The following is a 12,663-nucleotide window of genomic DNA, read 5'->3' on the forward strand; positions in this document are numbered from 1 at the left end:
CCGGAGAAACTCGGTGGTTGAGGAGGCGCGCCAGCGCCGTCTCGAAACCCGCGTCTCCAGCAGGCTCCCCGACTTCCCCTGGGACGCCCTGGTCGAGCACGCGGAGCGTGCCCGCGCCCACCCGGACGGGATCGTCGACCTCTCGATCGGTACGCCGGTCGACCCGACGCCCGCGGTGGTCCAGGACGCGCTGCGGGCGGCCGCCGACTCGCCGGGCTACCCCCTGACGATCGGCACGCAGGCGACCCGCCAGGCGTGCATCGACTGGCTGTCGCGCCGCCACGGGGTGACCGGACTGGGCCTCGACGGCGTGCTGCCGACGATCGGCTCGAAGGAGCTGGTCGCGGCACTGCCCGGCCAGCTCGGCATCGGCCCCGGTGACCTCGTCGCGTGGCCCGAGCTCGCCTACCCGACGTACGAGGTCGGTGCGGCGCTCGCGGGTGCCCGCGGGGTCGCGACCGACTCCCTGACCTCGCTCGGACCCGAGACCCCGGCGCTGCTGTGGATCAACTCGCCGTCCAACCCGACCGGGCGGGTGCTGCCGCCCGAGCACCTGAAGAAGGTCGTCGACTGGTGCCGCGAGCGCGGCACGATCCTGGTCTCCGACGAGTGCTACCTCGAGTGCGCCTGGGACGCGACGCCGATGTCGGTGCTGCACCCCTCGATCAGCGGCGGCTCGCACGAGGGGATCCTCGCGGTCCACTCGCTCTCGAAGCGCTCCAACCTCGCGGGCTACCGCTGCGCGTTCGTGGCCGGCGACCCCGCCCTGGTGGGCGAGCTGCTCGCGGTCCGCAAGAACCTCGGCCTGATCATGCCCGGCCCGCAGCAGGCCGCGATGGTGGCCGCCCTCGACGACGACGAGCACGTGGTCGAGCAGCACGCGCGGTACGCCGCGCGCCGCGCCAAGCTCCGCGAGGCACTGGAGACGGCCGGCTTCCGCGTCGACCACTCGGAGGCGTCGCTCTACCTGTGGAGCACGCAGGACGAGGACTGCTGGACGACGATCTCGTGGCTGGCCGAGCGCGGCATCCTGGCCGCGCCGGGCTCCTTCTACGGCTCCGCCGGCGCGCGGCACGTCCGGGTCGCGTTCACCGCGACCGACGAGCGCGTCGACGCCGCGGTGGGCCGACTGGCTGGCTAGCTCGCCAGCCCGATGGTGGCGTCGTGCCCGTCCGGCGTCAGGTAGTGCCCGTCGTCGAAGAGGATCACCCCGTTGCACAGCCGGCACCAGCCCTGGTCGCCGTGGTGGTCAGAGGTCACCTGGGCGGTGCAGCAGTCGGCTGAGTCGCGGTCCGGGCAGGTCGGTGAGTGGGTGCACATCGTCGGTCTCCAAGGGAACGTGGTCTACGTCTCCATCGGCACAGTGTCGGTGAAGCCTGAGCGGTTGTGTCCGCTCACTCCCAGCATGCGCCTGCCCACGGACATCCGCAGGTGCTTCTCCACACCCGGCGCGTCGTGGCCTAGGGATAGACGTCGACGTGCACGTGGTCGCGGTGCTCCAGGACGGCACGGTCGCCCGGCCCGTCGGGCGCCACGTAGCGCCGCCAGCCGTCGCCGGACTTCGAGCCCGCCGTCCAGATCCGGCCGTCGAAGATCACGGTCCTGATGTCGAGCCGGTCGGCCTGCGCCACGAGGTACTGGGCGATCGCCCAGCCGCGGATCTTGTTGTCCGCGCTGATCGGGCGGACGAAGATGTCGACGGCCCGGCCCTCGTAGTGGGCCGAGCCCGGCATGTGGCCGCTCTGGACCCCGCCGGGCGCGAACCCGCCGAGCGGCGGGTCGTCGAAGACCTCGGAGACCTCGCGGCGCACCACCTCGGCGCGGTGGGTCAGCCCGGTGCGGGTCAGCCGCACCGACGCGCCGTCGGGGGTGCCACCGAGCCGGCAGCTGAAGGCGTGCCGCGAGTTGCCGGTGAGGGCCGAGGCGAGCACCCGCGCGTCCGCCTCGTGGTCGGCGTACGCCTCCGGGAAGCCGGAGCGCTGCACCCGCTGCGCGGCGACCGTGACCCGCATCGACTCGTAGCCGTCGAGCTTCGCGAGCTCGTCGTAGAACCTGTTGGTGGCGTAGTAGGGGTCCTGGATCTCGGCGCGGGTGCCCCAGCCCTGCGACGGCCGCTGCTGGAAGAGGCCGAGCGAGTCGCGGTCGCCGGACTCCAGGTTGTAGAGCTTCGACTCCTGGTACGCCGTCGCCAGGGCGATCGTCGCGGCCCGGGCGGGCATGCCCCGGTCGACCGCGACGGCGGTGATCAGCGCGGCGTTCTCGGCCTGCTCGAGGTCGAGCGTCACCGTGCGCCCGCCGACGCTGGCGGTGCACTCATCCGGCTGGAAGAGGGGGGTCACCTGGCGGACCAGGCCGTAGCCGACGACGGCGGCGACCCCGACACCGGCGAGGCCGACCACGGCCACGCCCGTGCGGAGCTTCATGGAGACAGTGTGCGGAGGCGGGCCAAGCGCCTGGAAATCCTCAGCGCAGTCCTCAGTTGGCGTGCAGGGCCGCGTTGAGCTCGACGCCGTCGCTCTTCCACGGCACGGCCTCGATGGCGCCGGTCACCGAGTTGCGACGGAAGAGCACGTTGCTGGCGCCGGAGAGCTCGAGCGCCTTGACCACCCGCGTCCGGCTGTGCGCCGGGTCGAGGTCGGGGACCGTGACCTTGGTGCCGGCCGTGACGTAGCAGCCGGCCTCGACCACGCAGTCGTCGCCGAGCGAGATGCCGATGCCGGCGTTCGCGCCGAGCAGGCACCGCTCGCCGATCGAGATCACCTGCTTCCCACCCCCCGAGAGGGTGCCCATGATCGAGGCGCCGCCGCCGACGTCGGAGCCGTCGCCGACCACCACGCCGGCGGAGATCCGGCCCTCGACCATGCTCGCGCCCAGCGTGCCGGCGTTGTAGTTGACGAAGCCCTCGTGCATCACCGTCGTGCCCTCGGCCAGGTGCGCGCCGAGGCGGACCCGGTCGGCATCGGCGATCCGGACGCCGGCCGGGACGACGTAGTCGACCATCCGGGGGAACTTGTCGATGCCGAAGACCGTCAAGTGGCGGCCGTTGGCCTGCAACCGGGCGCGGGCGCTCTCGAAGCCGGCGACCGCGCACGGGCCGGCGCTCGTCCACACGACGTTCGCGAGCAGCCCGAAGATGCCGTCCAGGCTGACCGAGTGCGGCGTGACCAGGCGCGAGGAGAGCAGGTGCAGGCGCAGCCAGACGTCCTCGGTGGAGGTCGGCGGCGCCTGGAGGTCGGCGATCTCGACGAGCAGCACCTCCCGGGTCACCGCCCGGTCCTCGTCGCGCGACTGGAGCCGGCCGAGATCGGCCGGGGTGACGGCGTCGTCCGGCTTCTCGCCGAGCGCCGGGCTGGGGAACCAGACGTCCAGGACGTTGCCGGCGTTGTCGAGGGTGGCGAGGCCGAAGCCCCAGGCAGTGGTCGGTACGGCGCTCACGGGCGTACAGCCTAGGGGTCGCGGGCGGGCCGCTACTGCCCGGTCCGCCCGTCGATGCACTCGCGCAGCAGGTCGGCGTGACCGCAGTGCCGCGCGTACTCCTCGATGAGGTGGACGACCACCTCGCGCATCTCCAGGTCGCCGTCGTCGTGCTGGCCGAGGTGGTCCATCGGGTGGCTCTCCTGGAACTCCCGGGCGTAGGCGACCTCGGCCCGCCAGGCCGCCCAGGCCTCGGCGACGACCGCGTCGTCGGCGACCGCGCCGTCGAAGTCGGCGTCGCGGTGCTCGTCCTTGCCCCACATCTTCGGCAGGTCGAGGCGGCGGTCCATCACCCGGCGCCACCACGAGAACTCGACCGCCGCGAGGTGCCGCAGCAGGCCGAGCAGGGACAGCGTCGAGGGCGGCACCGACCGGCGGGCGAGCTGCTCGGCGTCGAGCCCCTCGCACTGGCGCTCGAAGGTGGCTCGGAAGTGGTCCAGGTACTCCTGGAGGACGGCGGGCTCGCCGCGCGTCGGCTCGTCGGTCATGGGCACACCCGACCATCCGGCAGCGGCTCGCCGCAATCCGATTCGCCCGGCGTACGGCGGGCGCCGTACGCTGGACCCACAGGCGTCTGAGCCGTCATCAGCGGCGAGCCTCCGGAAGAAAGCCCTCCGTCGTCAGGCGGGGAGCAAGTAGAACCGGACGGGTAGGCCCGTCACAGCCGTGATCGAGTGGTCGCTCCTCCTTGGAGGGGTGGCAAGCGAGGTGGTACCGCGGCTCACGTCGTCCTCGTGTCCGAGACACGAGACCCGCAGGAGCCACCGATGACCTACCCGAAGAACGACTCCGGCAGCGTGCCCTCGAGCCCGCGCTTCCCGGAGATCGAGGAGCGCATCCTCGAGTTCTGGGAGCAGGACGGCACCTTCCAGGCGAGCATCGACCAGCGCGACGCGGGGGAGGACGGCGCCAACGAGTTCGTCTTCTACGACGGCCCGCCGTTCGCCAACGGCCTGCCGCACTACGGCCACCTGCTCACCGGCTACGTCAAGGACCTGATCCCGCGCTACCAGACGATGCGCGGCAAGAAGGTCGAGCGTCGCTTCGGTTGGGACACCCACGGCCTGCCCGCCGAGCTCGAGGCGATGCGGCTCAACGGCATCAAGACCACCGACGAGATCCTCGAGATGGGCATCGACGAGTTCAACGAGGCCTGCCGCGCGTCGGTGATGAAGTACACCGGCGACTGGCGCGAGTACGTCACCCGCCAGGCACGCTGGGTCGACTTCGACAACGACTACCGGACCATGAACCCCGACTACATGGAGTCGGTGATCTGGGCCTTCCAGCAACTGTTCGACAAGGGCCTGGTCTACGAGGGCTTCCGGGTGCTGCCCTACTGCTGGAACGACGAGACCCCGCTCTCCAACCACGAGCTGCGGATGGACGACGACGTCTACCAGATGCGGCAGGACCCGGCCGTCACCGTCGGGTACGACGTGACGACGGACGGCCCGTTCCAGGGCGCCAAGCTGCTCGTCTGGACGACGACGCCGTGGACGCTGCCGAGCAACCTCGCGGTGATGGTCGGCGAGGACATCGACTACGTCGTCGTGTCGGTCGAGGGGGTGCGCTACATCCTGGCCGAGGCGCGGCTCTCGTCGTACGCCCGCGAGCTGGGCGACGACCCGGAGGTCACCTGGCGAGGCACGGGCGCCGACCTGGTCGGTCTCGTCTACGACCCGCCGTTCTCCTACTACCGCGGTCACGAGCGGGCCTTCCGCGTGGTGCCCGCCGAGTTCGTGACGACCACCGACGGCACCGGGATGGTGCACACCGCCGGCGCCTTCGGTGAGGACGACAAGGTCGTCACCGACCGCGAGGGCATCGAGGCGGTGATGCCGGTCGGCAAGGACGGGAAGTTCACGTTCCCGGTCACCGACTACGAGGGCCTGCAGGTCTTCGACGCCAACCTCCAGATCATCGACGACCTCAAGGGCGGTGGCGGCTCCGTCACGCCCGGCACGGTCCTGCTGCGCCGCGAGACCTACGACCACAGCTACCCGCACTGCTGGCGCTGCCGCGAGCCCCTGATCTACAAGGGCGTCTCGTCGTGGTTCGTCGAGGTCACCGCGATCAAGCAGCGGATGCTGGAGCTCAACCAGGAGATCAACTGGGTCCCCGACCACATCCAGGACGGCCAGTTCGGCCGGTGGCTGGAGAACGCCCGCGACTGGTCGATCACCCGCAACCGCTTCTGGGGCTCCCCGGTGCCGGTGTGGAAGAGCGACGACCCGACGTACCCGCGCCTCGACGTCTACGGCTCGTTCGAGCAGATCGAGGCCGACTTCGGCCGGCTGCCGCGCAACCACCAGGGCGAGCCCGACCTGCACCGTCCGTACGTCGACGACCTGGTGCGCCCGAACCCCGACGACCCGACCGGGAAGTCGATGATGCGGCGCGTCCCGGACGTCCTCGACGTGTGGTTCGACTCCGGGTCGATGTCGTTCGCCCAGGTGCACGTGCCGTTCGAGAACGAGGACTGGTTCCAGCACCACTTCCCGGCGGACTTCATCGTCGAGTACATCGGCCAGACCCGCGGCTGGTTCTACACGCTGCACATCCTGGCGACCGCGATCTTCGACAAGCCCGCGTTTGAGAACTGCATCAGCCACGGCATCGTGCTCGGCTCCGACGGCAACAAGATGTCGAAGTCGCTGCGCAACTACCCCGACGTCCGCGAGGTCTTCGACCGCGACGGCGCTGACGCGATGCGCTGGTTCCTGATGTCGTCGCCGATCCTGCGCGGCGGCAACCTGATCGTCACCGAGCAGGGCATCCGCGACTCGGTGCGCCAAGTGCTGATCCCGCTCTGGAACAGCTGGTACTTCTTCCAGCTCTACGCCAACGCCGCCACGAGCGGGCAGGGGTACGACGCGTCCGCCTCGACGGCGTCGACGGACCCGCTGGACCGCTACCTGCTCGCCAAGTGCCGCGACTTCGTCGAGGAGATGACGACGTCGCTGGACGCGTACGCCGTGGCCGACGCGTGCGACGCGACGCGGTCCTTCCTCGACGTGCTGACGAACTGGTACATCCGCCGCTCGCGCGACCGCTTCTGGGGCGACAACCCGGCGGCCTTCGACACGCTCTACACGGTGCTCGAGGTCGTCTGCCGGGCCACGTCGCCGCTGATGCCGCTGACGACCGAGGAGGTCTGGCGCGGGCTGACCGGAGGCCGCTCGGTGCACCTCGCCGACTGGCCGCTGGTCGACGAGCTGCCTGCCGACGACGCGCTGGTCGCAGCGATGGACCAGGTCCGCGAGGTCTGCTCGGCGGCGTCCGCGCTGCGCAAGGCCCGCAACCTGCGCAACCGGCTGCCGCTGGCCTCGCTGACGGTCGTCGTCGACGACCCGGCCGCGCTGACCGGGTTCGAGGCGATCGTGCGCGACGAGGTCAACGTCAAGGACGTCCGGCTGCTCGCCACCGACTCCGACGAGGCCGCGGCGTACGGCGTCGAGCAGAAGCTGACCGTCAACGCCCGCGCTGCCGGCCCGCGGCTGGGCAAGGACGTGCAGGTCGCGATCAAGGGCTCGAAGTCGGGGGACTGGTCGGTCGCCGAGGACGGCACGGTCACGTCGGGCGGCCTGGCGCTGGAGGAGGGGGAGTACACCCTCGAGACCGTCGCCGGCTCCGCCGACGGTGGTACGGCGACCGGCGTGCTGCGCAGCGGCGGCTTCGTCGTCCTCGACACCGAGGTCACCCCCGAGCTGGCGACCGAGGGGCTCGCCCGCGACCTGGTCCGCCAGGTCCAGCAGGCCCGCCGCGACGCCGGCCTCGACGTCTCCGACCGGATCGCGCTGACCATCGGCGGCTCCGCCGACGTCCTGGCCGCGGCCGAGACGCACCGCGACCTGGTGATGGCCGAGACGCTGTCCACGTCGTACGACCTGGTCGCGGGCGACGCCCCGGAGCCGCAGGTGACCGTCGCCAAGGCGTAGGTGGTTTCGAGGCTCAGGCGCCAGGCCCGAGCCTCGAAACCTCCCGCACGCGACAGGTCAGCCGGAGATGCCCAGACGGCCCGCGAGGCGGTCGAGGGAGCCGAGGACCTCGTCCTCGGACTTGTCCGGGACGCCCCAGATCAGCTCGGTGGCGCCCTGCTCGGCCCAGGTCATCAGGTCCTGCGGGTCGGGCTTGAAGGCGATCAGGATCCGGATCTCGGGAGCGCCGTCGCGGCCGGCGTCGGCCCAGGCGGTCTTGAGCGCCTCGATCTGGGCGCTGATGTCGGACTGGGTGGGTGTGGTCATCCAGCCGTCGGCGTTGGCGGCGATCCAGGCGAAGGTCTTGGGGCCGCCGCCGGCGCCGATGATCAGCGGGATGTGGGCCGCCGGCTTGGGGAAGGCCCAGGACGGCCCGAACGACACGAACTCGCCGTCGTACGACGCCTCCTCCTGCGTCCAGAGCGAGCGCATCGCCTCGACGTACTCCTTGAGCACGGTGCGGCGCTTGGCGGCGGGCACGTGGTGGTCCGAGAGCTCGTCGGTGTTCCAGCCGAAGCCGGCGCCGATCTCGACCCGGCCGCCGGAGAGGTAGTCGAGCGTGGCGATCTGCTTGGCCAGCGTGATCGGGTCGGACTCGACCGGCAGCGCGACCGCGGTGGAGAGCTTGATCCGCGACGTCACCTGTGCGGCGGTCGCCAGCGAGACCCACGGGTCGAGGGTGCGCGTGTAGCGGTCGTCGGGCAGCGTCTCGTCGCCCGTGCCGGGGTGCGCGGCGGTCCGCTTCACCGGGATGTGGGTGTGCTCGGGCACGTAGAACGTGTCGAAGCCCCGCTCCTCCGCGGCCGCAGCGAGAGTGGCCGGCCGGATGCCGCGGTCGGAGGTGAAGAGGACGAGTCCGTTGCGCATGCGCCCACACTAGAACGTGTTCCACTTTTCTGGACAGGGTGTCCGGGGTGGAAGAGTTTCATCGGCCGGCCGATGAAACTCACGCCTGGACGATGAAGGTTTGTCGTCCGAGCATGAGAAACGTCGGCCGGCCGATGAAACTCCCGTCCCGACCAAGCCGCCTCCGCGCAGGCCGGGCTGGTTGGATGGACACCGTGACGACCCTCGACCTGACGACCGACGTCGTGTCGCTGACCCGGCAGCTCGTCGACATCGAGTCCGTGAGCCTGCACGAGCAGGAGATCGCGGACGCCGTCGAGGTCGCGCTGCGGGGGCTCGGGCACCTCGAGGTCACCCGGCACGGCAACAACGTCGTCGCCCGTACCGACCTCGGTCGGTCCGAGCGCGTCCTCATCGCCGGGCACCTCGACACCGTCCCGCTCAACGACAACCTGCCCTCCCGGTTGGCCGAAGGCGTCCTGCACGGTCTCGGCAGCTGCGACATGAAGGGTGGCGACGCGGTCATGCTGCGCATCGCCGGGACGGTGCCCGAGCCCAACCGCGACCTGACCTTCGTCTTCTACGAGGCCGAGGAGATCGCGGCCGTCCACAACGGCCTGCGCAAGCTCGTCGAGTCCGACCCCGCGCTGCTGGAGGCCGACTTCGCGATCCTGATGGAGCCGTCCAACGCCGGCGTCGAGGCTGGCTGCCAGGGCACGCTCCGGGTGGAGGTGCGCACGACCGGCGAGCGCGCCCACAGCGCCCGCTCGTGGATGGGCTCCAACGCGATCCACAAGGCCGGGGCCGTGCTCCGCCTGCTCGACGACTACGAGCCGCGCCGGCCGGTCATCGACGGGCTGGAGTACCACGAGGGCCTGAACGCGGTGTTCGTCCGCGGCGGCGTCGCCGGCAACGTGGTGCCCGACGAGTGCGTCGTCGAGGTCAACTACCGCTTCGCGCCGGACCGCTCCGAGGCCGAGGCCGAGTCGTTCGCCCGCGAGTTCTTCGAGGGGTACGACGTGAGCGTCACCGACTCCGCGCCGGGAGCGCTGCCCGGGCTCGACCGGCCGGCCGCGAGGGACTTCCTCGCCGTCGTCGGCGGGGAGCCGGCGCCGAAGTTCGGCTGGACCGACGTCGCGCGCTTCTCCGCCCTCGGCGTACCCGCCGTGAACTTCGGACCCGGCGACCCGTTGCTCGCCCACAAGCAGGAGGAGCGCGTGCCCGTGGCCGACATCGAGCGTTGCGAGAACGTCCTGAGGGAGTGGCTCACCGCATGAGAGCGAAGTTCAAGGGTCCGATCATCCAGCGCCGCAACCAGGTCGACCAGGGCACCACCGACCAGCGGCTGCTCGACTCGCGCGGCCAGACCGACTGGGTGCACACCGACCCCTGGCGGGTGCTGCGGATGCAGGCGGAGTTCGTGGAGGGCTTCGGCGCCTTCGCCGAGCTCGGCCCGGCGATCGCCGTCTTCGGCTCCGCGCGAACGCCCACCGACAGTCCCTGGTACGCCGCGGGGGAGGTCGCCGGCCGTCGCCTCGTCGAGGAGGGCTTCGCGGTGATCACGGGCGGCGGCCCGGGCGCGATGGAGGCCGCCAACAAGGGAGCCTGCGAGGCCGGCGGCGTGAGCGTGGGCCTCGGCATCGAGCTGCCGTGGGAGTCCGGCCTCAACGAGTGGGTCGACGTCGGCGTGAACTTCCGCTACTTCTTCGCCCGCAAGACCATGTTCGTGAAGTACTCCCAGGGCTTCATCGTGCTGCCCGGCGGCGTCGGCACCCTCGACGAGCTGTTCGAGGCGCTGACACTGGTCCAGACCGGCAAGATCACCGACTTCCCGATCGTGCTGGTGGGCTCGGCGTACTGGCAGGGGCTCCTCGACTGGATGCGCGACACCTCCCTGGCCAACGGCACGATCAGCCAGGTCGACCTCGACCGCCTGATCCTCACCGACGACGTCGACGAGGCCGTCGCACTGATGGTCGCAGCGAGGAAGGCGCACCGGTCGTGATGTGGTTCTTCGCCGTCCTGGTGGTGCTCGCCCTCGGTGGGGTGGCCCTGCTGGCCGCGGGCCGGGGCACCCCGATGGCCGAGGTGTACGACGACCGGCCCGACTCCAGCGTGCCCGCGACCGGGCCGCTCGCGGCCGACGACATCCGGCGGGTCCGCTTCTCGCTGGCCTTCCGCGGCTACCGGATGTCGGAGGTCGACGCCCTGCTCGACCGGCTCGCCCAGGAGCGTGACGAACCGGCTCCCGGGGGGCTGCCGGAGGCGGCCCCGGAGCCTGCTCCGGACCCGCTGCGTGGCGACGACCACACCGGGTAGGGCACACTCGCACCCGTGTCGACCGAGGTGATCGTCTACGTCCTCACCGCGCTGGCTGCTGTCGTCGTGGTGCTGACCCGGCTGCGGCTGGGCCGCGAGAGCGGGGGTGCGGGACGCCTGAACATGGGCCCCGGCCTCGTCAACCTGCACACGATCGCCGGGTCGCTGGCCCTCGTGTCGTGGGTCGTCTTCCTGGTCGCCCCCGACGACACGTTCGTCGGCAGCTCGACCTTCGGGGTGCTCTCGCTGGCGTGCTGGTGGATCACGGTCTTCGCCGGCCTGCTGATCCTGGTCCGCTGGCGCCGGCCGCGCGGTCGCCACGCCTCGGCGGGCAGCGCGGACTCCTGGTCCGACGGTCCCGGGCTGTCGATCCTGGCGCACGTCGGCATGCTCGTCGGGGTCTGCGTCTTCACCTGGGCCTACCTCAAGACCTACGTCTGACCCGGTGTGACAGGGTGCGGGGCATGCGTCTCGGGACCCTCCTCACCGCCGCCGCCACCCTCGTCGCCGGATCGCTGCTCGCGACCCCGACCGTCGCGCCGTCGTACGCCGGGCCCGCCCCGGTCGATCGTCCGGCCGTCGTCGAGCGGGTGGTGATCGGGCACTCGGTCCGGGGCCGTCCCATCACCGCGTGGCACCTCGGCGAGCCGGGCAAGCGGCGGGTGCTGCTCATGGCCACCATGCACGGCGACGAGGGCAAGCCGCGCCAGATCCTCACGACGCTGCGCGACGGGCGGCCGATCCGCGGCATCGACCTGTGGGTCGTGCCGGTCTACAACCCCGACGGCCTGGCCCGCGGCACCCGCAAGAACGCCCACGGCGTCGACCTCAACCGCAACTTCCCCTACCGCTGGGCCGACCTCGACGGCTCCTACGAGTCCGGTCCGCGCGCGGCGTCCGAGCCCGAGACCCGGGCGATGATGACGTTCCTCCGCAAGATCAGGCCCGCGCGGATCATCAGCTTCCACCAGCCGCTGTACGGCGTCGACACGGACACCAAGGACCGCGGGTTCTCCACCCGGGTGGCGCGCGCGCTCGACCTGCCCCGCAAGTCGTTCACCTGCGGCGGGGTCTGCCACGGCACGATGACCGGCTGGTTCAACAGCCGCTTCGGCGGCTCGGCCGTCACCGTCGAGTACGGCTACCGTCCGGCCGGCCGGACGCTGACCGGGCGGGCGCCGAGCCGGCTGCTGCAGCTCTTCGGCGCCCACCGGGCAGGTCGCTAGCCCTACCGCCCCTCGAAGGTCGGCTTCTCCTTCGCGACGAACGCAGCGACCGCGGCCCGGTGGTCGGCGGTCGCGCCCGTCTTGGTCATCATCGCGCTCTCGAACTCCAGCGCCTCCTCGAAGGAGTGGCCGGCGGCGTACGCGACGGACTGCCGCATCGCGCCGAGCGCGACCGTCGGGCCGGCCGCGAGTCGGGCGGCCAGCGCGCCGACCTCGGCCGCGAGCTCGTCGGCCGGGACGACCTTGGTCGCGAGCCCGAGCTCGAGCGCGTCGGCGGCGCTGATCGTGCGGGGGAGGTAGAGCAGCTCGATCGCCTTGGCGCGGCCGACCAGCTGCTGGAGGTGGTAGCTGGCGCCCGTGTCGCAGGAGAGGGCGACGTTGGCGAAGGCGAGGTTGAAGCCGGCGGTGTCCGCGACGATCCGCAGGTCACAGGCGAAGGCGAGGCTGGAGCCGGCGCCGGCCGCGACGCCGTTGACCGCGGCGATCACCGGCTTGGCCATGCCGGCCAGCGCCGTCACCGTCGGGTTGTAGTGCTCGTCGACGGTCGTGAAGAGCGCGTCGCTGCCGCCGTTCTCGAGCAGCTCGATGTGCTCCTTGAGGTCCTGCCCGGTGCAGAACGCCTTGCCGGTGCCGGTCAGCACCACGCAGCGCACCTCGGGGTCGTCCGCGACCTGCCGGATCGTGTCGCGCAGCAGCACCTTGGTCTCGATGTTGAGGCTGTTGTAGGCCTCGGGACGGTTCAGCGTGATGGTGGCGACGCCGTCAGTGACGTCGAGCAGCACGGGGGAGTCGGTCATGCGTGCATCCTGTCAGGCCGA

Annotated in this window: 13 protein-coding genes; 7 read left to right on the plus strand and 6 right to left on the minus strand. The window is 71.4% G+C overall.

What is annotated here, in order from left to right; all coding sequences use genetic code 11:
- Positions 1–13 precede the first annotated feature (13 nt).
- Positions 14–1,141: a succinyldiaminopimelate transaminase gene (gene dapC, locus ASC77_RS13130; protein ID WP_056153283.1), complete on the plus strand. Its 1,128-nt coding sequence runs from the start codon at positions 14–16 to the stop codon at positions 1,139–1,141.
- On the opposite strand, the gene ASC77_RS13135 is transcribed toward dapC, so the two are convergent.
- The 4 genes from ASC77_RS13135 to ASC77_RS13150 form a co-directional block, all read right to left on the minus strand.
- Positions 1,138–1,320 (minus strand): DUF5999 family protein, encoded by a 183-nt coding sequence (locus ASC77_RS13135; protein ID WP_056153286.1) that lies wholly within the window; start codon positions 1,318–1,320, stop codon positions 1,138–1,140. The genes dapC and ASC77_RS13135 overlap by 4 nt on opposite strands.
- 140 nt (positions 1,321–1,460) lie before the next feature.
- Positions 1,461–2,423 (minus strand): hypothetical protein, encoded by a 963-nt coding sequence (locus tag ASC77_RS13140; RefSeq protein ID WP_056153289.1) that lies wholly within the window; start codon positions 2,421–2,423, stop codon positions 1,461–1,463.
- A 52-nt stretch (positions 2,424–2,475) separates the two neighbouring features.
- Positions 2,476–3,435 carry a 2,3,4,5-tetrahydropyridine-2,6-dicarboxylate N-succinyltransferase gene (gene dapD / locus ASC77_RS13145; RefSeq protein ID WP_056153291.1) on the minus strand — a complete coding sequence of 320 codons (960 nt, stop codon included), beginning with the start codon at positions 3,433–3,435 and terminating at the stop codon, positions 2,476–2,478.
- Between the two features lie 32 nt (positions 3,436–3,467).
- The gene (locus ASC77_RS13150; RefSeq protein WP_056153293.1) at positions 3,468–3,962 is read right to left on the minus strand and encodes a DUF664 domain-containing protein; all 495 of its coding nucleotides are present in this window, start codon (positions 3,960–3,962) and stop codon (positions 3,468–3,470) included.
- Between the two features lie 279 nt (positions 3,963–4,241).
- Here ASC77_RS13150 and ileS point away from each other — a divergent pair, with 279 nt between their 5' ends.
- On the plus strand, positions 4,242–7,415 hold the full coding sequence (gene ileS, locus ASC77_RS13155) for an isoleucine--tRNA ligase (RefSeq protein WP_056153296.1): 3,174 nt from the start codon (positions 4,242–4,244) through the stop codon (positions 7,413–7,415).
- A 57-nt stretch (positions 7,416–7,472) separates the two neighbouring features.
- Here the strand turns inward: ileS and ASC77_RS13160 are convergent, their stop codons facing one another.
- On the minus strand, positions 7,473–8,321 hold the full coding sequence (locus tag ASC77_RS13160; RefSeq protein WP_056153300.1) for an LLM class F420-dependent oxidoreductase: 849 nt from the start codon (positions 8,319–8,321) through the stop codon (positions 7,473–7,475).
- A 194-nt stretch (positions 8,322–8,515) separates the two neighbouring features.
- Here ASC77_RS13160 and dapE point away from each other — a divergent pair, with 194 nt between their 5' ends.
- Genes dapE through ASC77_RS13185 form a run of 5 tightly spaced genes read left to right on the plus strand, consistent with a single transcriptional unit; the run spans position 8,516 to position 11,845 of the window.
- A complete protein-coding gene (gene dapE / locus ASC77_RS13165; RefSeq protein ID WP_414813178.1) occupies positions 8,516–9,577 on the plus strand; it encodes a succinyl-diaminopimelate desuccinylase in 1,062 nt (353 codons plus the stop codon).
- The gene (locus ASC77_RS13170) at positions 9,574–10,305 is read left to right on the plus strand and encodes a TIGR00730 family Rossman fold protein (protein ID WP_056153305.1); all 732 of its coding nucleotides are present in this window, start codon (positions 9,574–9,576) and stop codon (positions 10,303–10,305) included. The genes dapE and ASC77_RS13170 overlap by 4 nt, the downstream gene beginning before the upstream one ends.
- Entirely contained in the window at positions 10,305–10,619 is a 315-nt protein-coding gene (locus tag ASC77_RS13175; protein WP_082574673.1) for a DivIVA domain-containing protein, read from the plus strand. The genes ASC77_RS13170 and ASC77_RS13175 overlap by 1 nt, the downstream gene beginning before the upstream one ends.
- A gap of 15 nt (positions 10,620–10,634) precedes the next feature.
- Entirely contained in the window at positions 10,635–11,060 is a 426-nt protein-coding gene (locus ASC77_RS13180) for a hypothetical protein (protein ID WP_056153308.1), read from the plus strand.
- A 23-nt stretch (positions 11,061–11,083) separates the two neighbouring features.
- Positions 11,084–11,845 (plus strand): M14 family zinc carboxypeptidase, encoded by a 762-nt coding sequence (locus ASC77_RS13185; protein ID WP_056153311.1) that lies wholly within the window; start codon positions 11,084–11,086, stop codon positions 11,843–11,845.
- Between the two features lie 2 nt (positions 11,846–11,847).
- On the opposite strand, the gene ASC77_RS13190 is transcribed toward ASC77_RS13185, so the two are convergent.
- A complete protein-coding gene (locus ASC77_RS13190) occupies positions 11,848–12,642 on the minus strand; it encodes an enoyl-CoA hydratase/isomerase family protein (protein ID WP_056153313.1) in 795 nt (264 codons plus the stop codon).
- Positions 12,643–12,663 lie beyond the last annotated feature (21 nt).

This window comes from Nocardioides sp. Root1257 (assembly GCF_001425175.1).
Taxonomy (GTDB): Bacteria; Actinomycetota; Actinomycetes; order Propionibacteriales; family Nocardioidaceae; genus Nocardioides.